This window comes from Kitasatospora sp. NPDC023120 (assembly GCF_055560835.1).
Genome location: NZ_JBVHHY010000003.1, coordinates 376,375 through 398,728 on the forward strand (window position 1 = coordinate 376,375; position 22,354 = coordinate 398,728).

A 22,354-nucleotide genomic window follows, 5' to 3' on the forward strand; every position below is an offset into this window, starting at 1 on the left:
GGGCGTACGACGGGTCGGCGTGCGCGGCGTCGACGTGCGACGGGTCGGCGTGCGAGGGGCCGGAGCCCGTCAGGCCGGCGCCCGTCAGGCCGGCGTCCGTCACGCCGCCGCCCCTCAGGCCGCCGCCTCCGCCTCCCGCGCGTCCGCCGGGACACCGAGGTCGCGCAGCACCGCCGCCGCCGCCCGCCGCCCGGAGACCAGCGCGCCCTGCACGGTGCTGGTGTCCCGGTGGTCCCCGGCGACGTACAACCCGGCCAGCAGGCGCACCGGGCGCCGGGTGTTGTGCGGTGGCGGCATCGCGGGCAGCGCGTCCGGTACGTGCCGCACGCTGAGGAACTGCCAGCCCGCCGTGGAGGTGCCGTACAGGTCGGTGAGCCGGGCCCGGACGGCCGGTTCCAGCCCGGCGGGGCCACTCGCGTCGAAGGCGCGCCGCCCGAGCACGGTGGTGGCGACCAGCGCCTGGCCGGCCGGGGCGTAGGACGGGTGCAGTTCGCTGAGCACCAGCGAGTGCGAGACCAGTGGCGGGTGCCCGTTGGGCCGGTCGCCGTCGAGCAGCAGGACGGCTTCGCCGACCGGCGCGCGGTCGGCCGCGTGGTAGAAGGTCGTGACGGGGTGGAAGTCCGGCAGCCGCAGTCCGGGCAGCAGTTCGGCGGCGGAGCGGGCGTCGGTGGCGACGACGACGGCCTGGGCGCCGATCCGCCCATGGTGGAGGGTCTCCACGCCGTCCGCGGCGATCGAGGTGACCTGCACCCCGGTGCGGACGGTGCCGACGGGCAGGGCGGCGGTCAGCTGGGCCGGTACCGCCGCGATCCCGTCGGCGGGCAGACAGAGCCGCCCGCGGGCGTACGAGCGCAGCACCAGGTCGGCGACCCGGCTGCTGGTGCCGAGCGCCGGATCGCCGAGCAGGGCGCTGAGCAGCGGGCGCAGGAAGCCGTCGACGGTGCGCGGGGCGAGGCCGTGGCCGGCCAGCGCGCGGGCGGCGGTGGTCTCCGGCCGGGCCTGCAGTCGGCCGATCGGGGTGGTGGCGAGCCGGCCGAGCCAGCTGCCGAGCCGGGCCTTGTCCAGCGGGCTGCCGAGCGGGGCCCGGGTGGCGGCCTGCCGGGCGGCGGTGAGCTGCGGGTCCCCGGTGCGGTACCGGCGGCCGCCGCTGTGCACCAGTACGCCGGGCGCGAGCGGGCGCAGGTCGAGGCGGTCGAGGTCGAGCGCGCGGCGCAGCTCGGGGTAGGCGGTGTTCAGCAGGTGACTGCCGTCGTCGAGCCGGAATCCGTCCAGCTCGCGGGTGGCCATCCGGCCGCCGATCCGGTCGGTGGTCTCCAGGACCTGAACGGTCAGGCCGTGGCCGGCGAGCGCGCGGGCGGCGGCCAGGCCCGCGAGTCCGGCGCCGACCACGACGACGTCCGGGTCGGACGGCCGACGGGCGCGGCGGGTGAAGTCGTACGTGGGCACTGGCGTGCTCCCTCCCTGGTTCCGGGGCTCCGGCCGACGCAGGCTGCGGGGTGCCGGGACACGGTCCGAGGAGGGTGATGCCCAGTCAGTGTGAGCATCAGACAAGCGCATCGAGCCGGATTCGAGGGCCGCTCGGGGTTGTGCGGCACCGGAAGGGGGCGCGGTCACGGACAGTGCGCCGTGGCAGCCGCCTTCGGGGGTCGGCGGGCGCGTACGGTCACCGGGGGCGTGCGACGCGCCCGCCGTGTGCTCCCGTGCGCCCCCTCCCGGAGCCCCGTCCGGCGTCCACCCGCCCTCCGCCCGGCATATGCCCCTGGCCAGGGCGGATGCCGTAGCCACGGGTACGTACGGGGCTCGGCGCACGCGTACGCCACGGGCGGCGCGAACGCCACCGGTGGCGCGCACGTCACAGCGCCGCGAGCACCGCGGAGTACACGTCCGGGTGGGTGAAGCGGAACCCCGCGTCCAACAGCCGCCGGGGCACCACCCGGTGGCTGCCGACCACCTCGACCGCCAGCTCGCCGAGCACCACCTTGAGCACCGCCTCCGGCACCGGGAACGGCGTCGGCCGCCGCAGCGCCCGCCCGAGCGCGGTGGTCAGTTCGGCGTTGGTCGCCGGGTTCGGCGCCGTCAGGTTGAAGGCGCCGGAGAGGTCGTCGTGGTCGATCAGGAAGCGCAGCGCGGCGACCTCGTCGTGCAGCGAGATGAAGCTCCAGTACTGCCGTCCGTTGCCGAGCCGCCCGCCCAGGCCCAGCTTGAACAGCGGGAACAGCCGCCCGCCCGCGCCGCCGGCGGAGGACAGCACCATTCCGGTGCGCGGGTGGACGACCCGGATCCCGGCCCGCTCGGCCGGCTTGGCGGCGGCCTCCCAGTCCAGACAGACCTCGGCGAGGAAGTCGTCGCCGGCCGGGGAGTCCTCGTCGATGACCCGGTCGCCGGTCTGCCCGTACCAGCCGACCGCCGAGGCGCTCACGAAGACCTGCGGCGGCTCCTTGAGCTCGGCCAGCGCGACGGCCAGCGTCTCGGTGCCGTAGACCCGGCTCTCCCGGATCTCCCGCTTGTAGGCGTCCGTCCAGCGGTGGTCGCCGACCCCGGCGCCGGCCAGGTGCACCACCGCCTGGACCCCGGCCAGCCCGTCCCGCTCGACCTCGCCGAGCAGCGGGTTCCAGCCGATCGCCGTGCTGCCGTCGGGCTGCGGGCCCGTCCTGGACCGGTGCCGGACCAGCCGGACCACCTCATGGCCGTCCGCCAGCAGGGAGCGGACGAGCGCCGAACCGATCAAACCCGTGGAACCCGTGACAGCGATGCGCATGGGATCCATCCTCGCAGGCCACATCTCCCTGTCACGTTCGCACGCGCCTCACCGGGGCCTGTCTTCAAGCTGCCGTCTGCGGGGCGCTTGAAGACGGGCCCTAGCATGGCGCGCATGCCCGATGACGATCTGATCATCCGTCCGGCGCAGCCCGAGGACGAGCGCGAACTCGCCGTCCTCAAGCGCGCCGCCTGGTCTCCGCTGTCCGACGTTTTTCCGGAGCCGACCGCCGAGGACGCGGTCTTCGACGAGCGCCACAGCCCCGAGCAGTTCCTGCTCGCCCTGCTGGACGGCCGGATCGTCGGCTACATCCGGCAGGTCCCGCCCACCGCGCTGGCGAGCAACCGGCACGTGCACCAGATCCAGGGTCTGGCCGTCGACGGCACGGTCCGCGGCCGGGGCATCGGCCGCCGCCTGGTCGAGGCGGCCTGCGCTGCGGCCCGCGCCGACGGTGCCCGGAAGATGAGCCTGCGGGTGCTCGGCTGGAACGCCCCGGCCCGCCGCCTCTACGAGAGCTGCGGCTTCGCCGTCGAGGGCTCGCTGGCGGAGGAGTTCCTGATCGACGGCTCCTACGTGGACGACATCTGGATGGCCCGCCGACTGGCTGCCTGAGCCTCGAAAACCCGGCGCGATCCCGGCCGGCACCCCGGCGATCGCCGGGCCCCGGGCGGCGTGGGGAAGCCGTGCGGAGGCCGTGTGCAGGCGGTGCAGAGTCGTGACACACCCGCCCTGTCTGGACCGCCGCCACGCCGGGTACCGTACGGCCGTGAGCAACTCGACGCCTCCCGGGTGGTACCCGGTCCAGGGTGCGGACGGCACCCCCGGTCACGAGCGCTGGTGGGACGGCAACGCCTGGACCAGCGAGGTCCGGCCGCTGCAGGGCGGCGTCGCGGGCGGGCTCGCCGACGCGCCGACGCAGACCTGGCAGCCCGGCGACCAGAAGCCCGGCTACGGGTACCCGGGCGGCGCCGCGGCCCCGGCGCCCGGCTACGGCTACCCGGGCCAGGAGGGCTACCCGGGCCAGGCCGGGTACCCGGGCGACCCCTACCAGGCCAAGGGCGGCTACCCCGGCCAGGGCGGCTATCCGGCGGCGCAGGGCGCGGGCTACGGCTACCCCGGGCCGGGCTACCCGCCGCCGGCCCCCGCCAAGAACAACACCGGCGTGCTCATCGGCATCTCGATCGCCGTGCTGGCCGTGGGCGGGATCATCGCCGGGCTCGTGCTCTCCGGCCGTGGCGGCGACGACCCGAAGGCGGGCCCGACCCCGAACCCCACGGTCACCGTCACCCAGAGCACCAGCCCCGCCCCGAGCCCCACTCCGACCCGCCCCACCACCAGCCCCACGGTGCCGGCGCCCAAGCCCGCACCGGTCGTCAAGAGCACTGTCCCCGACCCGCAGCACGCGATCACCGTCCCGGTCCTCGACGGCTGGGAGGCGGCGCCCAACCCGGCGCACTCGACGGTCTACCTCGGCACCGGCAAGTACACCTGCCCGGACGGCAACTCCTGCATCCGCGGCCAGTTCTCGGTCGAGAAGGACACCATCCAGGGCACCACCCCCAAGGCGGCCGCCGACGCCGCGATGCCCACCTACGCCGGGCAGATCTTCACCGGGATCACCACGCACACCGACTCCGGCTCGGGCTTCGTCAGCGTCGCCGGCGTGCTCGGCTACGCCACCCGCTGGCACGTCCGCACCTCCGACGGCACCCAGGGCTACGTCCTGCTGGCCGCCGTCCCGGCCAAGGGCGGCGGCTACGTGGTCTTCGAGGGCGGCGTGGACGACGACCCGTCCGCGCCGGACTCCTCGGTGCTGGACCAGATCCTCAAGGGCATCAAGCAGGACAGCTCGTCCGGCAGCTCCACCTGAGCGTCGGCGGTTCGACCCGAGCGCCGGGCGTGGCCGGCGGCACGGGCCGCAGGCCTCAGTCCCCGTACCGCTCCCAGAGCTTGGGGAACCGCTTCGCCATGACGTCCGGGTCGTCGAAGTCCAGCGCGGCCCCGGACGGCCGTCCGGGCTGCCGCCCGCCCACCTCGGGCAGCGGCAGCCCGGTCAGCTGCTCGTAGGCCTCGTCGGCGGCGTAGCCGATGTCCTCGGCCTCGCCGTCCTCCTCCTCGTCGAACTCGGGCAGCAGGTCGGCCAGGTCGTCCGGCTCGGCCAGTCCGCCCTCGAAGACCTCCCGGCCCTGGGCGATCAGCCAGCAGCGGAAGTAGTCGAAGGTGTCCTCGGAGGCGCCGTCCAGCAGCAGGTAGGCGGCGCCCCACAGGTCGTTGCGGTAGGCGCGCTGGAACCGCGCCTCGAAGAGCCGGGCGAAGTCGATCACGTCGTCCGGGGTCAGCTGGACGAGCCGCTCGACCAGCCGGTCGGCCTGCTCGTCGGGATCGCCGTCGGCGGCGTCCCGGGTGTCGTCGATGATCTGCCAGAAGTCGGTCTCGTCCATCACCGCTCCAGCATCCCCGTTCGTGTGCCCGCGCGCATGCCACGACCCGGCGAAACACCGGGCGGGAACGGCGAAACACCGGGCGGGAACGGCGGAACCCCGCGCCGTCCGGGGACGACGCGGGGTTCCGCAGGACCGTGGAGGGGTCAGAGGCCGAGCTCGACCTCGAACTCGCCGGCCTCCAGGATCTCCTTGACCGCGACCAGGTAGCGGGCGGCGTCGGCGCCGTCCACCAGGCGGTGGTCGTAGGAGAGCGACAGGTAGGTCATGTCGCGGATGCCGATGGCGGTGCCGCCGTCGGCCTCGATGACCACCGGGCGCTTGACGGTGGCGCCGATGCCCAGGATGGCGGCCTGGTTCGGCGGCACGATCACGGTGTCGAACAGCGCACCGCGCGAGCCGGTGTTGCTGATGGTGAAGGTGGCGCCGGACAGCTCGTCCGGGGTGATCTTGCTGTCGCGGACCTTGCCGGCCAGCTCGGCGGTCTTCTTCGAGATGCCGGCGATGTTGAGGTCGCCCGCACCCTTGATGACCGGGGTCATCAGACCCTTCTCGGAGTCCACCGCGATACCGATGTTCTCGGTGTCGAAGTAGGTGATGGTGCCCTCGGCCTCGTTGATCCGGGCGTTGATGACCGCGTGGGCCTTCAGCGCCTGGGCGGCGGCCTTGACGAAGAACGGCATCGGGGACAGCTTCACGCCCTCGCGGGCGAGGAAGGAGTCCTTGGCCTTGCCGCGCAGCGACATGATCTTGGTGACGTCCACCTCGACCACGCTGGTCAGCTGGGCCTGCTCGTGCAGGGCCTTCATCATGTTGTCGCCGATGACCTTGCGCATGCGGGTCATCTTGACCGTCTGGCCGCGCAGGGCGGACGGCGCGGCGGCGGCCTTCGGCGCAGCGGCCGGGGCGGCAGCGGCAGCCGGGGCCGGAGCGGCCTTGGCGGCCTCCGCGGCGGCGATGACGTCCTGCTTGCGGATGCGGCCGCCGACGCCGGTACCGGCGACGGAGGACAGCGCGACGCCGTGCTCGGCGGCGAGCTTGCGCACCAGCGGGGTGACGTAGGCGTCACCGTTGTCGGCGGCCGGGGCAGCCGGGGCGGCGGGCGCGGCCGGGGCGACCGGGGCCGGGGCGGCAACGGGGGCCGGGGTGGCGACCGGAGCCGGAGCGGCGACCGGGGCCGGAGCAGCCGGAGCGGCGGCAACCGGAGCCGGGGCGGCCGGAGCAGCCGGGGCCGGGGCGGCAACGGGGGCCGGGGCGGCGACCGGAGCCGGGGCAGCGGCCGGCGCCGGAGCGGCGGCGACGGCACCCGCGGCGCCGATCAGCGCGAGCTGGGCGCCGACCTCGGCGGTCTCGTCCTCGCCGACCAGGATCTTCACCAGGGTGCCGGCGACCGGCGACGGGATCTCGGTGTCGACCTTGTCGGTGGAGACCTCGAGCAGCGGCTCGTCGACCTCGACCGTCTCACCCTCGGCCTTCAGCCAGCGGGTGACGGTGCCCTCGGTGACGGACTCGCCCAGGGCGGGCAGCAGCACCGGGGTGGCGTCGCCGGCCGGAGCGGCCGGAGCTGCCGGGGCGGCGGCCGGGGCCTGGGCAACCGGGGCCGGAGCGGCAGCCGGGGCCTCGGCGACCGGGGCCGGAGCGGCGGCCGGGGCCTCGGCGGCGGCCGGGGCGGCAGCCGGGGCGCCGGAGCCGTCGTCGATGATCGCCAGCTCGGCGCCGACCTCGACGGTCTCGTCCTCGCCGACCTTGATCGAGGAGAGGATGCCGGAAGCCGGGGCCGGGATCTCGGTGTCGACCTTGTCGGTGGAGACCTCGAGCAGCGGCTCGTCGACCTCGACACGCTCACCCTCGGCCTTCAGCCAACGGGTGACCGTGCCCTCGGAAACGCTCTCGCCCAGCGCGGGCAGTGTTACTGAGACCGCCATGGTTTCAGCGACTCCTATCAAGTCTTGCGTACGGAAGTACTTGCGTACGGGAAGTACCGGAAAAGGGGGGTGGGGCGCGATCAGTCGTGCGCGTGCAGCGGCTTGCCGGCCAGCGCCAGGTGCGCCTCGCCCAGGGCCTCGGACTGGGTCGGGTGCGCGTGGATGAGCTGCGCGACCTCGGCCGGCAGGGCCTCCCAGTTGTAGATCAGCTGGGCTTCGCCGACCTGCTCGCCCATGCGGGCGCCGACCATGTGGACACCGACCACGGCGCCGTCCTTGACCTGGACGAGCTTGATCTCGCCGGCGGTCTTCAGGATCTTGCTCTTGCCGTTGCCGGCCAGGTTGTACTTGAGGGTGACGACCTTCTCCTTGCCGTACAGCTCGACGGCCTTGGCCTCGGAGATGCCGACGGAGGCCACCTCGGGGTTGGAGTAGGTCACGCGCGGGACGCCGTCGTAGTCGATCGGCACCGGCTTGAGGCCGGCCAGGCGCTCGGCGACCAGGATGCCCTCGGCGAAGCCGACGTGCGCCAGCTGCAGGGTCGGGGCGAGGTCGCCGACGGCGGAGATGGTGGGCACGTTGGTGCGCATGTACTCGTCGACCAGGACGTAGCCGCGGTCCATCGCGACGCCGTTCTCCTCGTAGCCGAGGCCGGCCGAGACCGGGCCGCGGCCGATGGCGACGAGCAGCAGGTCGGCGTCGATCTGCTTGCCGTTCTCGGTGGAGACGCGGACACCGGTCTCGGTGTACTCGACGCCCGAGAAGCGGGCCTTCAGCTCGAACTTGATGCCGCGCTTGCGGAACGCGCGCTCCAGCAGCTTGGAGGAGTTCTCGTCCTCGAGCGGCACGAGGTGCGGCAGCGCCTCGACGATGGTGACCTCGACGCCGAAGGACTTCCAGACCGAGGCGAACTCGACGCCGATGACGCCGCCACCGAGGATGACGGCCGACTTCGGGATGCGGTCGAGCTTGAGGGCGTGGTCCGAGGAGATCACGCGGTTGCCGTCGATCTCCAGGCCCGGGATCGAGCGCGGCACGGAACCGGTAGCCAGGACGATGTGGCGGCCTTCGATGCGCTGGCCGTTGACGTCCACCGAGGTCTGCGAGGAGAGCTTGCCCTCGCCCTGGATGAAGGTGACCTTGCGGGACGCCACCAGGCCCTGCAGGCCCTTGTACAGGCCGGCGATGACGTCGTCCTTGTACTTGTGGACGCCGTTGATGTCGATGCCCTGGAAGGTGGCCAGCACGCCGAACTCGGCGGCCTCCTTCGTCTCGTCCGCGATCTCCGCGGCGTGCAGCAGCGCCTTGGTCGGGATGCAGCCGCGGTGCAGGCAGGTGCCGCCCAGCTCACCCTTCTCGACCAGGGCAACGCTCAGGCCCAGCTGAGCGGCGCGGAGCGCCGCGGCGTAACCGCCGCTTCCGCCTCCGAGAATGACTACGTCGAAAACGGTGCTGGCGTCGTTCGCCACGTCACGTCCTCCATGCAATGGGGTGGGTCGCCGGGCCGGTACGGTCCGGTGGGTCGGAAGCCTTTGTGGGGCGCCCAGTCGTGCCGGAAATACATCTTCGCACTTGTTCGCGGTGGCTGATGTCCGGGTCCACCCCAGGGGTGTCCCACGGAGTGGTCACCGGGGCGGGAATACCCCCCACGGATGGGCATCATCGCAGCTCAGTGCGGTATCGACAGCCGCCGGACGGGCGCCTTCCGCCCCGCTCGCCGCCGTCTCTTCCGCAGTGTGGAACAAAGTTTCGCCCGCAGCGAACAGGGGTGCGGTGGCTGTTCCCGGCCTACTCGCAGGTAACCGGGCCCGAACGCCGACGGGGCCCGGCGCACACGCGCCGGGCCCCGTCGAGCGGGTGCCTGATCAGGCCTTGCCGTTCGCCTTCTGCTCGGCGAAGCGGACCAGGGTGCGCACCGCGCTCGCGGTGCCGCCCTTCGGGGTGTAGCCGAACGGAGCGCCCTCGTGGAACGCCGGGCCGGCGATGTCCAGGTGCGCCCAGTCGATGCCCTCGGCCACGAACTCCTGCAGGAACAGGCCGGCCACCAGGCCGCCGCCCATCCGCTCGCCCATGTTGGCCAGGTCGGCGATGGTCGACTCGGTCATGCCCTTGCGCAGGTCGGCGGGCAGCGGCATCGGCCAGGACTGCTCGCCCACCTCGCCCGCGAGGGCGTGCAGGCCGTCGCGCAGCTCGTCGTCGTTGGCCATCACACCGAAGGTGCGGTTGCCCAGGGCCAGCACCATGGCGCCGGTCAGGGTGGCCACGTCGACGATGACGTCCGGCTTCTCCTCGCCGGCCCGCACGATGGCGTCGGCCAGCACCAGACGGCCCTCGGCGTCGGTGTTCAGCACCTCGACGGTCTTGCCGCCGTACATCCGCAGTACGTCGCCCGGGCGGGTGGCGGAGCCGGACGGCATGTTCTCGGCCAGCGCCAGCCAGGCGGTGACGTTGACGGCCAGGCCCAGGCGCTTGGCGGCCACCACGGCGGCGAACACGGCGGCGGCGCCGGCCATGTCGCACTTCATGGTCTCGTTGTGGCCGGCCGGCTTCAGCGAGATGCCGCCCGAGTCGTAGGTGATGCCCTTGCCGACGAACGCCAGCGTGGCCTTCGCCTTCGGGTGGGTGTAGGCCACCTTCACCAGGCGGGGCGGGTTGGCCGAGCCGTTGCCGACGCCCAGCAGGCCGCCGAAGCCGCCCTTGGTCAGCGCCTTCTCGTCCAGCACCTCGACCTTGAGGCCGTGCTCCTTGCCAGCCGCCTGGGCGATCGCGGCGAAGCTCTTCGGGTTCAGGTCGTTCGGGGCGGTGTTGACCAGGTCGCGGGCGCGGTTCATCTCCTCGCCGATGGCGGCGGCGCGCTCCACGGCGGCCTTGGCGTCCTTGCTGCCCTTGCGGGCGGCCAGCACGACCAGCTCGCCGACCGGCTCCTTGCCGTTGCCGTTGCCCTTGTAGGTGCCGAAGGCGTACGAGCCGAGCAGGCCGCCCAGCGCGACCGCCTCGACCTCCGCGGCGGACTCGGCCGGCAGGGAGAGCGCGACCTTCTTGGAGCCGGCCAGGGTGCGGGCGGCGACACCGGCGGCGCGGCGCAGCGCCTCCAGCTCGAAGCCCTCCTCGCCGGCCTCGCCGAGGCCGACCGCGAGCACGAGCGCGGCCTTCAGGCCGGCGGGGGAAGGGACCTTCACGGCCTCGCCCTCGGCGCCGGTCGCGCCCAGGGTGCCGAGGACCTCGGCCAGCTTGCCGTCGAACGCCTCGTTCACGGCCTCGGCGCCGGGGGCCGGCACGATGCCCTTCGGGCCCTTCGCGACACCGACCACCAGGGCATCCGCGCGCAGCGAGGCGGCGGAGGAGGTGCTCACAGACAATGCAGTCACGTAATGCGTCCTGTTCTTTCGCGGTCCACGACCGGTCGCGGCGAGGCTGCCGCACCGGCGCAGCCCGCCGTCGCAGGCCGGCTGCCCGGCGGGCCTCCGGGTCCGGGGCCCCTGGCGCGCGCGCCCACCGCAGGGCGGTCGCGCACACCAGAGGCCCCGGCTCCTCGGTACGCGCCGGGCGGGCAGGACCTGCCACGGTGCAGGGCTGCGGTGCTCCAGGCATGGTAGTCCGCATGCTGGGATCACGCGCCGCCCGGTGTCAGCCCAGCAATGCCAAGGCGAACAGCGTGCCCGTCGCGGCGGTCTCCGCCATCGCCCCGAGCACGTCCCCGGTGATCCCGCCGAACCGCCGCACGCACCGCCCCAGCAGCAGTCCGGCACAGCCGACCCCGACCGCAAGGGCCAGCGGGAGGCGGAGAGTTGACCACCCGTCGAGCAGTCCCAGCGCGGCCAGGACGAGCGCCGCGCAGGCCGTCCCGGCGACCGCCCCGGCGGGCGTCACCGTGCTCGCCACCATCGCGCCCAGACCACCCGGCCGGGCGGCCGGCACCGAGCGCAGGCAGCCCCAGGCGAGCGCGCACCGGGCGGCCGTCGCCGAGGCGAGCACCGCGAGCGCGCCGCGCAGCGGGGAGTACCCGAACTGTCCGGCCAGCGCGGCGACCTGGGCCAGCAGCACGAGGACCAGGGTCAGCACGCCGAACGGGCCGATGTCGGACTGCTTCATGATGCGCAGTGCGTCCTCGGCCGGCTTGCCGCTGCCCAGCCCGTCCGCGACGTCCGCCAGGCCGTCCAGGTGCAGCCCCCGGGTCAGTCCGGCGAGCACCCCCACCGCCGTCACCGCCCCGAGCGGCCCGCCCGCCCGCCAGGCCACCAGCGCCCCCGCGCCGGCCGCCACCGCCCCCAGCAGCAGCCCCACCACCGGAGCCGCCGCCATCGCCCGCGCCCCCGCCGCACGGTCCCACCGCTCCACCCGCACCCGCAGGACGGACAGCGTCCCGAACCCGAACCGCAGCCCGTCCCCCCAGGTGGCCCGGCCGTCGCCGTCCGTCATGCGTACGTTCCTCTCACAGCAAGAACGCCCCTTCGCAGGGGCGTTCTTCGACCTGTCGGGCTCACGTGCCCCGCCGCGGGCGCTGCCTACAGCTTCCGCAGCAGGTCCGCCGCCGAGGGCAGCTTCGGCGGTTCCGCGGGCCCCGCCGGAGCCACCGGCACGTACGGCTTCGGAGCCTCGTCCGCGAGCGCGTCCCCCGCCGCCTGCAGCAGCGGCAGCGCGAGCAGCGCGCCGACGCCCTCGCCCATGGTGATCCCCTGGTCCTGCAGCGGCGTCAGGGTCAGCCGGTCGTACGCCTTCGCCTGCGCGGGCTCGCCGCTGGACTGACCGGCCCGCCACCACTCCGGCGCGCGGAAGGCGATCCGCTGCGCGACCAGGGCGCAGGCCGCCGAGACCACACCGTCCAGCACCACCGGCAGCCGTCGGACGGCCGCCTGCAGCAGGAAGCCGGTGATCGCCGCGAAGTCGGCCCCGCCGGTGGCGCCGAGCAGCGCCAGCTGGTCGCCGAGCACGGGCCGGGCCCGGCGCAGCGAGTCCCTGATGGTGGCGCACTTGACCATCCACACCCGGTCGTCGATCCCCGAGCCGCGCCCGGTGACCGCCGCCGCGTCCGTCCCGCACAGCGCACCGACCAGGACGCCGGCCACCGTGGTCGCGCCGACCCCGAGGTCGCCGAGCAGCACCAGGTCGGTGCCGGCGTCGGCCTCCTCGTCGGCGACGGCCATGCCGGCCCGGAAAGCCCGGGCGGTCTCCTCCGGGGTGAGCGCGTCCTCGAGATCGATCCGGCCGGAGCCGCGCCGGATCCGGTGGGCGACCACCTCGTCCGGGAAGTCCGCCGGGTCGGTGTCCACCGCGACGTCGACGACCCGCACCGCCGCGCCGTAGCGCGCGGCCAGCTTGGCCACCGGCGCGGTGCCGTCCAGGACGGCACGCACCCGTGCGGCGGTGCCGCCCGCGGCGGGCATCCGGGAGACGCCGAGCGTCGCCACGCCGTGGTCGGCGGCGAACAACAGCACCTTGGGCGCGGAGACCGGCCGTACCGGGGAACGCCCCTGCACGGAGGCCAGCCAGCTGCCCAGCTCCTCCAACCTGCCGAGCCCGCCACGCGGTCGGTCGGCCGCCTGCCAGCGCTCCTCGGCGGCCCGCCGGGCGCTCTCGTCGGGGCGCTCGACGAGCGAGGAGAACGTATCGAGATCCACGGTGGTGTCCATCGTCCGGAAGGCTACACGCCGCAGATGTTCAGCCCGCGGCTGGCTTGACGTCCGGCTTGACGGTGAGCACCTGCCCGGCCACGACCAGCAGGACCCGCTCGGAGGCGTCCGCCACCGCCATGTTGAGCCGGCCCAGGGTGTCGCGGAAGCGGCGTCCGGCGGCGGTGGCCGGGACGACACCCATGCCGACCTCGTTGCTCACCGCGACGACCGTCCGCCCGGTGGCCGCCCAGGCCTGCGCCAGCGCCTCGCAGCGCCGCTGCACCGCGGCCTCGCCCCGCTGCGCCCAGGCGTCGTCGTCCCAGGCGTCGCACTCGTCCATCACGGAGGTCAGCCACAGCGCCAGGCAGTCGATCAGCACCGGCGCCGGGTCGGCGGTGTCGGCCAGCACGGCCTCCAGGTCGCAGGTCTCGGCGGTGCGCCAGCCCGCCGGCCGGCGCTCCCGGTGCAGGGCGACCCGCTGCGCCCACTCGGCGTCGCCGTCCCGGGTGCCGCCGGTGGCCACGTACAGGACGTCCGGCCGGTCGCCGAGCAGCTGCTCGGCGCGGGTGGACTTGCCGGAGCGCGCGCCGCCGAGCAGCAGCGTGCGGGGGAGCGGGGGGTGGGTCGCCATGCGGCCCATCCTGCCGGACGAGGCATACGGAAGATCGGGCCGGGCAGGCTAAGGTGCGCAGCAACACAGGCAGTGTCGTCAGTGGGAGGAGCCGGGCATGGCGTGGACGTGGCGGTACGAGAAGGCGGACGGCAGCGTGGTGACGCCCGGCAGCGAGGAGGAGTTCGCCGGCCAGGGGGACGCCGAGACCTGGATCGGGGAGTCCTGGAAGCAGCTCGCCGAGGACGGCGTCGACACCGCGGTGCTCCTTGAGGACGACCGGGTGATCTACTCGATGAGCCTGCACGAGGCGTAGTCCGCCCCGAGGTCACCCGGGCTACTTCGAACCGATCACGTGCAGCAGCGCGGCGACCTGCCGGTACGGGTCGGTGCGGCCGGCCCGGTCCTCGGCTTCCAGCAGCTGGGCCAGCTGACGCCCGTCCACCGGCGGGGCCGCGTCGTCGGGCGCGTTGTCGGTGAAGACCCGTACGCCGTACCAGTGCCGGATCGGCACCGACACCTCGGAGAGGGTGACGGAGAGGTCGGCGAGCCGGTCGGCGCGGGCGGCCAGCCCGAGCCGGTTGTAGTACCGGTCGCTCTCGAAGGCGTGCAGGGCGGCCCGCCAGTCCCCGGCGGCGGCGGGCCGCAGGGCCAGCGCGTCGCGGTTGCGGACCAGCAGCGAGAGCAGTCCGCCGGGCGCCAGCAGCCGGGCCAGCGAGGCGATCATCGGGTCCGGGTCGGGCAGGTACATCAGGACGCCGTGGCAGAGCACCACGTCGAAGCTGCGCGCACCGAACCAGCGCCCGCACTGGTGGCCGTCGCCGCTGAGCAGCTGCATCCGGCCGCGGACCTCCGCGGGCTCCTCGGCGAGCGCCCCCTGGGCGACGCCGAGCGCGACCGGGTCCGAGTCGATCCCGGTGACGTAGTGACCGGCCCGGGCGAGCCGCAGGGCCTGGGTGCCCTGGCCGCAGCCGATGTCCAGGACCCGCTGCGCGCTGCGCCCGGTCAGCTGTTCGGAGAGCTGGCGGGCGACGAGCTCCTGGCGGACGTAGTTGCGCAGTCCGCCGAGCCGCTCCAGCCAGGCGGCGGTGCCGCCGGCGAAGGAGCCGCTGCGCGAGGGCAGCCGGCGCTCCTGGGCGAGCCGCTCCTGGGCGAGCCGGTCGTGGCCGCCGTCGCCCTGCCCCGGAAGCGCGTACAGGCCGGGCCCCTCCCAGGAAGGCGGGGCCCAGCCGGAGTCGACCGGTTCGGCGGTCAGGGCTTCTCCCCGCGCCGCACCTGCGGCTTGGGCAGTCGCAGGCGGCGCATCTGCAGGGTGCGCATGATCCCGTAGGCGACCGCGCCGCGGGTGTTCTCGTTCGGGAAGCGCTCGGCGAGCTGCTTGCGCAGACCGAGGCCGAGGCGGACGAAGTCCAGGATCACGAAGACGAAGAACAGCAGGAACAGCAGCGTGGAGAGCACCTGGATCTGCGTGACCTTGATGATGCTGAGCACCAGGATGACCACGGCGGCCGGGAGGAAGAACTCGGCGAGCGACCAGCGGGCGTCCACGTAGTCGCGGGCGAACTTGCGCACCGGGCCCTTGTCACGGGCCGGCAGGTGGCGCTCGTCGCCGTCCATCAGGGCCTGGCGCTGCTTCTCGCGCTCGACCCGCATCCGGTCGCGCGCCTGGCGGCTGGCCTCCTTGCGGTCCTTGGGCACCGTCACCCGGGTACGCCGGTGGGCCTCGGCCTCGTTGCGCTTGGGGGTGGGGCGGCCCTTCTTGGCCTCGGGGTGGCGGGCCTGGGGCGTCTCGTCCTGCTTCTCCAGCACGGTGGCGGAGGCGGCGGCATCATCTGAACGGCGTCGGAACACACCACCAGCGTACGGGGTGCGGAGCCGCTTCCACGGGTGTCCTCGGACCCGAACTCATATCGATACCGCGAGGCAGCCGCCCGAACCGGGTTTCCCGGGGACTTCCCGTAGGGGATCAGTCGGATGGACGATGAGGGGGATGAGGGGCGGATCCACCCGGGGGAGGAGGAAACGCCACTGGTCGCTGTAGCAGTCTTGTTGCAGGCAGGTGCACTGCGGCGACGGGCTCGCTGCACATACACTCGTCGTGTCTGGTAACGAGATTTAGACCGCAGGCCGGAGAAGGGGGCACCCGAGGCCCATGAGCGACGGAATCATGAAGCGTATGGGGCTGATCTTCCGCTCCAAGGCGAACAAGGCCTTGGATCGGGCGGAGGATCCCCGTGAGACGCTCGACTACTCCTACCAGAAGCAGCTCGAACTGCTGCAGAAGGTACGGCGTGGTGTCGCGGACGTCGCGACCTCGCGAAAGCGCCTCGAACTCCAGCTGACCCAGCTCCAGCAGCAGTCGGCCAAGTACGAGGACCAGGGCCGCAAGGCGCTGTCCCTCGGCCGCGAGGACCTCGCCCGCGAGGCGCTGACCCGCAGGGCCAACATGCAGTCCCAGATCACCGATCTGGAGACGCAGTACCAGCAGCTGCAGGCCGAGGAGGAGAAGCTCACGCTCGCCTCCCAGCGGCTGCAGGCCAAGGTGGACGCCTTCCGCACCAAGAAGGAGACCATCAAGGCGACCTACACCGCCGCGCAGGCGCAGACCCGCATCGCCGAGTCCTTCTCCGGGATCTCGGAGGAGATGGGCGACGTCGGCCTGGCCATCCAGCGCGCCGAGGACAAGACCGCCCAGATGCAGGCCCGGGCCGGTGCCATCGACGAGCTGCTCGCCTCCGGCGCCCTCGACGACGCCAGCGGTCTCGGCCGCAAGGACGACATCGAGGCCGAGCTGGAGCGCGTGGCCGGCGGGTCCGACGTCGAGCTGGAGCTGGCCCGGATGAAGGCCGAGCTGTCCGGCGGTCCCGCCTCGGGCCCCGCCGCGATCGAGCAGGGCAAGCCGGAAGCCCAGCCGCAGCAGCAGCAGGACACCCCGCGCATCAACTACAACAAGTGATCTGAGCTCGACCCCACGAACCAGGGAGACGCACGGCATGATCATGAGGGTCATGGGTGAAGGGCAGTTCGAGGTGGGCGAGGACCACCTGAACCTGCTCAACGGGCTCGACGCCGAGCTCGTCACCGCAGTGGACTCGGGGGACGAGGAGCTCTTCCGTCAGGCCTACGGCAAGCTGTTGGACGCGGTGAAGCAGTTCGGCACCCCGGTGCCGCTGGATTCGCTGGAGCCGTCCGAGCTGATCCTGCCGAGTGCCGACGCGACGATCGACGAGGTCCGCGACCTGCTGATGGCCGACGGCGAGGGCGTGATCCCGGGCTTCCCCGAGTAACGCTGCGGCTGCTGCCAGACGAAAGGGCGGGCCCCCTCCGGTGGGAGGGGGCCCGCCCTTCGCTGCTGCTACCGCTCGCGCCCCTTCGGCTCGCGGGCAGGACTCGCCCGCTCGCCTCCGGGGCGCTCGGGGCGGGGCTACGGCAGGGCGAGCATCCGGTCCAGGGCTGCCTTGGCGTACTTCTCGGTCTCCGGGTCGACGGTGATCACGTTCGGCACCCGGCCCTCGACCAGCGACTCCAGCGCCCAGACCAGGTGCGGCAGGTCGATCCGGTTCATGGTCGAGCAGAAGCAGACCGTGCGGTCCAGGAAGACGATCTCCTTGTCCGGGTGCGCCTTGGCCAGGCGGCGGACGAGGTTGAGCTCGGTGCCGATGGCCCACTTGGAGCCCGGCTCGGCGGCGTCCAGCGCCTTGATGATGTACTCGGTCGAGCCCACCATGTCGGCGGCCGCGACGACCTCGTGCTTGCACTCCGGATGCACCAGGACGGTCACGCCGGGGATCCGCTCGCGGACGTCGTTCACCGAGTCCAGGCTGAACCGGCCGTGCACCGAGCAGTGGCCGCGCCAGAGGATCATCTTCGCGCCCCGCAGCTGCTCGGCGGTCAGACCGCCGTTCGGCTTGTGCGGGTTGTAGACGACGCAGTCGTCCAGCGAGAAGCCCAGCTCGCGCACCGCGGTGTTGCGGCCGAGGTGCTGGTCGGGCAGGAAGAGCACCTTCTGGCCCTGCTCGTACGCCCACTCCAGCGCGCGCTGGGCGTTGGAGGAGGTGCAGATGGTGCCGCCGTGCCGGCCGGTGAAGGCCTTGATGTCGGCGGAGGAGTTCATGTACGAGACCGGGACGGTCACGTCGGCTATGCCGGCGTCGGTCAGTACGTCCCAGCACTCGGCGACCTGCTCGGCGGTGGCCATGTCGGCCATCGAGCAGCCGGCCGCGAGGTCCGGCAGGACGACCTGCTGGGCCTCGGTGGTCAGGATGTCCGCGGACTCGGCCATGAAGTGCACACCGCAGAAGACGATGTACTCGGCCTCGGGACGGGCCGCCGCGTCGCGGGCGAGCTTGAAGGAGTCGCCGGTGACGTCGGCGAACTCGATCACCTCGTCGCGCTGGTAGTGGTGGCCGAGGATGAAGACGCGGTCGCCGAGCGCGGCCTTGGCCGCCCGGGCACGCTCGACGAGGTTCGGGTCGGAGGCCGGGGGGAGGTCACCGGGGCACTCGACGCCGCGCTCGCTGTTCGGGTCGGCCTCGCGGCCGAGCAGCAGCAGAGCGAGCGGCGTCGGAGTGGGGTCGACGCCGGAGGTCTCGGTGATGGTGGTGGTCACGGGCGGGTGCCCTTCTGTGCGGCCGATCAAGCGGTGAAGCCTTTTCGTCTATCTGACGCTATCTATGATAACCGGTTAGCGTCAGAGTGACGATGGCCATCCTGTCGATGTGACGAGAACCGCTCGCCGGATCGGACCCCCGGCGGAGCCGGTTGACCGGTTTGGGGGGGTCCGGGCGTAGCCGAATCGATATTTCGAAAGCCCCGGGTATGGCTGAGCCATGAAAGCAATCGCGATCAATCGCTACGGCGGGCCCGAGGTGGTCGAGTACACCGACCTGCCCGATCCCAAGGTCGGCCCGGACTCCGTCCTCGTGGAGGTCCGGGCCGCCGGGGTGAACCCGGTGGACTGGAAGGTCCGGGACGGCGCCCTGGACGGCATGCTCGACGCGCACTTCCCGCTGGTCATGGGCTGGGACGCGGCCGGCGTGGTCCGTGCGGTCGGCGGCGGGGTCACCGAGTTCGCCCCGGGCGACGAGGTGTACGGCTACGTCCGCAAGGACGCCGTCGAGCACGGCACCTATGCCGAGCTGGTCTCCGCCCCGGTCCGCACCCTCGCCCGCAAGCCGGTCGCGCTGGACTGGGCGCAGTCCGGCGGCCTGCCGCTGGCCGGGCTCACCGCGCTGCAGAGCCTGCGGGCGCTGCGGGTCGCGGAGGGGGAGACCGTCCTGGTGCACGCGGCGGCGGGCGGAGTCGGCCATCTGGCGGTGCAGCTGGCCCGGGCCTTCGGCGCCCGGGTGATCGGCACCGCGGCCGAGCGCAACCACGACTTCCTGCGGGGCCTGGGCGCCGAGCCGGTCAGCTACGGCGAGGGCCTGGCCGACCGGGTCCGCGCGCTCGCCCCGGACGGGGTGGACGCGGCCCTCGACCTGGTCGGCCGCGGCGCCGTCCAGGTCTCGGCGGGCCTGGTCGCCGACCCGGGCCGGATCGCCTCGGTCACCGACTACGGGGTCAAGGCCCTCGGCGGCCGGTACGTCTGGGGCCGCCCGGACGCCGAGGGCCTCGCCGAACTTGCCACGCTCGCCGACGACGGCCGGCTGACCGTCACCGTCGCCTCCACCTTCCCGCTGGCCCAAGCCGCCTCCGCCCAGGCGCTCAGCGCCGAGGGCCGCACCCGGGGCAAGATCGTCCTGCTGGTGGATTAGGACGGGCCGGCGGCCTCCGGCCCGTCATCCGTCGGCGGTGAACTCGTTCAGGTCATCCGCCAGAATGGTTGGCGAACCGTTTCGGCAATGGCAGTCGCCGCCGTGACGCCCCGCCGAACCCCCGCACGACCCGTGGAGCCCCGCACCGATGACCAGCAGCCGAGCACACGAGGTGGTCGGGGCCGACCTGGACGAGACCGACCGGCTCCTGCTCGCCCGGCTCGGCAGAGACGGCCGCGCCTCGTACGCCGAGATCGGCCTGCAGGTGAACCTCTCCGCCACCGCCGTGCGCCGACGGATCGACCGGCTGCGGGCGCGCGGCGTGGTGCGGGGCTTCACCGTGGTGCTCGACCCGGCCGTCCTCGGCTGGCAGACCGAGGCCTTCGTCGAGGTCTACTGCCGCGAGCGCACCGGGCCCGAGGAGATCCTCGCCAGCCTGCGCCAGTTCCCCGAGGTCGTCGCCGCCTGGACGGTCACCGGCGACCCGGACGCCCTGGTCCACCTGCGGGCGGCCGACATGCGCCATCTGGAAGCCGTCATCGAGCGGATCCGGCGGGAGCCCGGAGTCCAGCGCAGCCGCTCCTCGGTGGTCCTCTCCCAGCTCATCGGCTGACCCCCGGCAGGGTACGCAGGAATCCTGCGCGGACCGGCCCGAAGACGCCCGAAACCTGCCTGACCAGCCGCGTTCCGACGCGCGGCGAAGCACTCCGGCTGCCTACGCTGATCACGTCCGGTCATCGCGGTGACGACCCCCGCCGACCGGGCCGGATCCACACCCCCCGACACCCCACAGCCGAGAGGGACCCCGCCGTGTCCGCAGCCCCCGACCGCATGCACCGGCCCGACAACGAACTGGTCGACCTGGTTTTCGACTACATGCGGGAGCGGCTGCAGTACGACCCCGTTCCGCTCGACCACCCCGGTGACGGCGAGCACCTGCGCGCCCAGCTGGCCGGCCTGCTCAACCAGGATGGCAACAACCCGGCCGACGTGCTCAAGCTCTACGACCACGAGCTGTCCCGCGCGGTGATCTCCGCCGACAGCCCGCGCTACCTGTCCTTCATCCCGTGCGCCCCGACCAAGGCCGCGCTGCTGTTCGACATGGTGGTCTCCTGCGCCTCGCTGCAGGGCATCTCCTGGCTGGAGGCGGCCGGCGCGATCGCCGCCGAGAACCAGGTGCTGCGCCTGATCGCCGACCGTGCGGGCATGCCCCAGTCGGCCGGCGGCACCTTCGTCTCCGGCGGCTCGGCGGGCAACCTCTCCGCCCTCGTGGTCGCCCGCGACACCGCCCGCCGCCGGCTCGGCGTCGGCCCGGAGGCGCGGCTGCGGATAGCCGTCGCCGACCAGGTCCACTCCTCGGTCAAGAACACCTTCAACATCATCGGCGTCGAGGCCTTCATGGTCCCGACCGTGAACCGCCGGTTCACCGGCGAGGCGCTGCGCGCCGCGCTGGCCGCCGACCCCAACCCGGAGACGGTGATCGCCGTCGTCGGCACCGGCGGCACCACCAACGAGGGCATCGTCGACGACCTCGCGGGCCTGGCCGAGGTCGCCCGCGAGCGCGACCTGTGGTTCCACGTGGACGGCGCCTACGGCGGCGCGGGCCTGTTCGCCCCCTCGGTGCGCGAGCGCTACAACGGCATCGAGCACGCCGACTCCTTCGTGGTCGACCCGCACAAGTGGCTGTTCGCCCCCTTCGACTGCGCCGCGCTGATCTACCGCAACCCGCAGCTCGCCCGCGCCGTGCACACCCAGGACGCCTCCTACCTGGACGTCCTGCACACCGAGGGCGACGAGTGGAACCCCACCGACTACGCCTACCACCTGACCCGGCGCGCCCGCGGCCTGCCGCTCTGGTTCTCGCTCGCCGTGCACGGCGTCCAGGCGTACACCGACGCCATCGAGGCCGGCCTCACGCTCGCCCGGGAGACCGCGCAGCTGATCCGCGAGACCGAGCACCTGGAGCTGCTGTTCGACCCGCAGCTCTCGGCGGTCTGCTTCAAGCGCACCGGCTGGACCAACGACGACTACTACCGCTGGTCGCAGCAGCTGCTCGCGGACCAGATCGGCTTCGTCACCCCCACCGGCTGGGACGGCGAGACGGTCGCCCGCTTCGCCTTCCTGCACCCGGGCACCACCATGGAGATGGTCAAGGAGATCCTGGACACCATGGTCTGACCCAGGCTCCCGCACGAGGCTCCGGACACCGGCTCCGGACCGAGGCCGAGACGTACGGCCCCACCGGCTCCCGGTGGGGCCGTACGCGTCGCGCCTACAGGAACACGCCGTTCGGCACGTACGGCATCGGCGGCCGCATCCCGCGCACCCCGACGAAGCCGCCCGCCCGCGGCGTCAGCCCGACCTCCAGCCCGACGTCCAGCGCCCACTCCTGCTCCGCGGTCAGGAACTCCACCCGCGCCTCGACCCCGTCCGGCACCCGGGCCAGCGCCTCGCGCAGCAACCGGGCGGCGATCCGCTTGCTGGTGGCCGCCAGCAGCCGCACCGCGCCGCCGTCGCGGTAGCAGTAGCCGCTGCCGGCCAGCGCGTCCGCGACCAGCAGCTCCTCGAAGTGGCCCAGCATCAGCTCGTGGTCGGGCCCGTGCGCGGACCCGCGCAGCCGCCGGTCCACCGAGTCGAGCAGGTGCAGGTGGGTGGCGCTGCCGCGGTGCACCGGGATGTCCCCGGGGTCGATCAGCCCGTCCCGGTCCACCCGCCCGGCCAGCCGCATCGCCGGGTGCAGGGTGAACCCGGCCAGCCGGTAGCGGCGCGCCGCCGCGGGGGAGTCGGAGGCGCAGACCATCCCGCGCAGGCAGCCCCGGGCGTGCGTCGCCGCCCGCTCCAGCAGCAGCCGCCCGACGCCCTTGCCCTGCGCGGACGGCCGCACCGCGTACAGGGACGGCGTCCACAGGCCCTCCCGCCGCATCGACAGCACCGCCCCGACCGGCTCGCCCCCGCTCTCCGCCAGCCAGCAGCCCCCGGGGTCGGTGCGCGCCAGGTGTCTCGTCCTGGCCAGCCGCAACGGGGTCGGCTCGGGCACCGGCGCGGCCCCGGCGGGGTCGGCGAACGCGGCGGCGGACAGCTCGTGGACGGCCTCCGCGTCCGCGGAGGTGTCCCTGACCGGGCGAAGGATCATGCCCACCATCCTGGCGTCCGACGGCCCGCGGCGGGGCCGGTTCACCCGGATCCACGGCTCGGGCGGTGTCCGGTCCTCCGGGGTTGTGCGAGCATGGGGAGCGTAGGGGACACGGGTGGCAC

20 protein-coding genes and 1 pseudogene are annotated in these 22,354 nt (G+C 73.5%); 8 read left to right on the top strand and 13 right to left on the bottom strand.

The genetic code is table 11. The features are described from left to right. Positions 1 to 114: 114 nt before the first annotated feature. Positions 115 to 1,446: an NAD(P)/FAD-dependent oxidoreductase gene (locus ACZ3TI_RS06635; protein ID WP_465724072.1), complete on the bottom strand. Its 1,332-nt coding sequence runs from the start codon at positions 1,444 to 1,446 to the stop codon at positions 115 to 117. A 406-nt stretch (positions 1,447 to 1,852) separates the two neighbouring features. Beyond that, a complete protein-coding gene (locus ACZ3TI_RS06640; protein ID WP_465724074.1) occupies positions 1,853 to 2,767 on the bottom strand; it encodes a TIGR01777 family oxidoreductase in 915 nt (304 codons plus the stop codon). A gap of 96 nt (positions 2,768 to 2,863) precedes the next feature. Between ACZ3TI_RS06640 and ACZ3TI_RS06645 the strand changes: the two genes are divergently transcribed. Then, positions 2,864 to 3,370: a GNAT family N-acetyltransferase gene (locus tag ACZ3TI_RS06645; RefSeq protein WP_465724076.1), complete on the top strand. Its 507-nt coding sequence runs from the start codon at positions 2,864 to 2,866 to the stop codon at positions 3,368 to 3,370. A 154-nt stretch (positions 3,371 to 3,524) separates the two neighbouring features. Beyond that, the gene (locus ACZ3TI_RS06650) at positions 3,525 to 4,628 is read left to right on the top strand and encodes a DUF2510 domain-containing protein (RefSeq protein WP_465724078.1); all 1,104 of its coding nucleotides are present in this window, start codon (positions 3,525 to 3,527) and stop codon (positions 4,626 to 4,628) included. 55 nt (positions 4,629 to 4,683) lie between these two features. Here ACZ3TI_RS06650 and ACZ3TI_RS06655 read toward each other — a convergent pair whose 3' ends face one another. The 7 genes and pseudogenes from ACZ3TI_RS06655 to cobU all read right to left on the bottom strand — a co-directional run. Then, on the bottom strand, positions 4,684 to 5,199 hold the full coding sequence (locus ACZ3TI_RS06655) for a DUF4240 domain-containing protein (protein WP_465724080.1): 516 nt from the start codon (positions 5,197 to 5,199) through the stop codon (positions 4,684 to 4,686). 146 nt (positions 5,200 to 5,345) lie between these two features. Beyond that, positions 5,346 to 7,124: a 2-oxoglutarate dehydrogenase, E2 component, dihydrolipoamide succinyltransferase gene (gene sucB, locus ACZ3TI_RS06660; RefSeq protein ID WP_465724082.1), complete on the bottom strand. Its 1,779-nt coding sequence runs from the start codon at positions 7,122 to 7,124 to the stop codon at positions 5,346 to 5,348. A gap of 80 nt (positions 7,125 to 7,204) precedes the next feature. Beyond that, entirely contained in the window at positions 7,205 to 8,593 is a 1,389-nt protein-coding gene (gene lpdA / locus ACZ3TI_RS06665; protein ID WP_030061083.1) for a dihydrolipoyl dehydrogenase, read from the bottom strand. A gap of 396 nt (positions 8,594 to 8,989) precedes the next feature. Continuing rightward, complete coding sequence (locus tag ACZ3TI_RS06670; protein ID WP_465724085.1) at positions 8,990 to 10,492, bottom strand: leucyl aminopeptidase; 1,503 nt, start codon at positions 10,490 to 10,492, stop codon at positions 8,990 to 8,992. Positions 10,493 to 10,751: 259 nt separating this feature from the next. Beyond that, positions 10,752 to 11,543 carry an adenosylcobinamide-GDP ribazoletransferase gene (locus tag ACZ3TI_RS06675; protein WP_465724087.1) on the bottom strand — a complete coding sequence of 264 codons (792 nt, stop codon included), beginning with the start codon at positions 11,541 to 11,543 and terminating at the stop codon, positions 10,752 to 10,754. Between the two features lie 86 nt (positions 11,544 to 11,629). Further along, the gene (locus ACZ3TI_RS06680) at positions 11,630 to 12,754 is read right to left on the bottom strand and encodes a nicotinate-nucleotide--dimethylbenzimidazole phosphoribosyltransferase (RefSeq protein ID WP_465724089.1); all 1,125 of its coding nucleotides are present in this window, start codon (positions 12,752 to 12,754) and stop codon (positions 11,630 to 11,632) included. A 28-nt stretch (positions 12,755 to 12,782) separates the two neighbouring features. Further along, positions 12,783 to 13,400 (bottom strand): annotated as a pseudogene (gene cobU, locus ACZ3TI_RS06685) (bifunctional adenosylcobinamide kinase/adenosylcobinamide-phosphate guanylyltransferase); the annotation flags it as partial. A gap of 64 nt (positions 13,401 to 13,464) precedes the next feature. On the opposite strand from cobU, the gene ACZ3TI_RS06690 reads away from it, so the two are divergent. After that, positions 13,465 to 13,662, top strand: a complete 198-nt coding sequence (locus ACZ3TI_RS06690; RefSeq protein WP_465724091.1) for a hypothetical protein — start codon at positions 13,465 to 13,467, stop codon at positions 13,660 to 13,662. 21 nt (positions 13,663 to 13,683) lie between these two features. On the opposite strand, the gene ACZ3TI_RS06695 is transcribed toward ACZ3TI_RS06690, so the two are convergent. Further along, the gene (locus ACZ3TI_RS06695) at positions 13,684 to 14,424 is read right to left on the bottom strand and encodes a methyltransferase domain-containing protein (RefSeq protein ID WP_465724237.1); all 741 of its coding nucleotides are present in this window, start codon (positions 14,422 to 14,424) and stop codon (positions 13,684 to 13,686) included. Positions 14,425 to 14,597: 173 nt separating this feature from the next. Further along, positions 14,598 to 15,197, bottom strand: coding sequence for a DUF3043 domain-containing protein (locus ACZ3TI_RS06700; protein WP_465724093.1), 600 nt, complete (start codon positions 15,195 to 15,197; stop codon positions 14,598 to 14,600). 301 nt (positions 15,198 to 15,498) lie between these two features. Here ACZ3TI_RS06700 and ACZ3TI_RS06705 point away from each other — a divergent pair, with 301 nt between their 5' ends. Next, positions 15,499 to 16,302: a PspA/IM30 family protein gene (locus ACZ3TI_RS06705; protein WP_465724095.1), complete on the top strand. Its 804-nt coding sequence runs from the start codon at positions 15,499 to 15,501 to the stop codon at positions 16,300 to 16,302. Between the two features lie 37 nt (positions 16,303 to 16,339). Further along, positions 16,340 to 16,633, top strand: coding sequence for a PspA-associated protein PspAA (pspAA, locus tag ACZ3TI_RS06710; protein WP_465724097.1), 294 nt, complete (start codon positions 16,340 to 16,342; stop codon positions 16,631 to 16,633). A gap of 137 nt (positions 16,634 to 16,770) precedes the next feature. Here the strand turns inward: pspAA and nadA are convergent, their stop codons facing one another. Further along, positions 16,771 to 17,955, bottom strand: a complete 1,185-nt coding sequence (gene nadA / locus ACZ3TI_RS06715) for a quinolinate synthase NadA (RefSeq protein ID WP_465724099.1) — start codon at positions 17,953 to 17,955, stop codon at positions 16,771 to 16,773. A gap of 220 nt (positions 17,956 to 18,175) precedes the next feature. Between nadA and ACZ3TI_RS06720 the strand changes: the two genes are divergently transcribed. From ACZ3TI_RS06720 to ACZ3TI_RS06730, 3 genes are all read left to right on the top strand, one after another. Further along, positions 18,176 to 19,099: an NADP-dependent oxidoreductase gene (locus ACZ3TI_RS06720; protein WP_465724101.1), complete on the top strand. Its 924-nt coding sequence runs from the start codon at positions 18,176 to 18,178 to the stop codon at positions 19,097 to 19,099. Between the two features lie 148 nt (positions 19,100 to 19,247). Next, on the top strand, positions 19,248 to 19,712 hold the full coding sequence (locus ACZ3TI_RS06725; protein ID WP_465724103.1) for an Lrp/AsnC family transcriptional regulator: 465 nt from the start codon (positions 19,248 to 19,250) through the stop codon (positions 19,710 to 19,712). A 197-nt stretch (positions 19,713 to 19,909) separates the two neighbouring features. Further along, on the top strand, positions 19,910 to 21,277 hold the full coding sequence (locus ACZ3TI_RS06730; protein WP_465724107.1) for a pyridoxal phosphate-dependent decarboxylase family protein: 1,368 nt from the start codon (positions 19,910 to 19,912) through the stop codon (positions 21,275 to 21,277). Between the two features lie 94 nt (positions 21,278 to 21,371). Here the strand turns inward: ACZ3TI_RS06730 and ACZ3TI_RS06735 are convergent, their stop codons facing one another. Then, positions 21,372 to 22,232: a GNAT family N-acetyltransferase gene (locus ACZ3TI_RS06735; RefSeq protein ID WP_465724109.1), complete on the bottom strand. Its 861-nt coding sequence runs from the start codon at positions 22,230 to 22,232 to the stop codon at positions 21,372 to 21,374. Positions 22,233 to 22,354 lie beyond the last annotated feature (122 nt).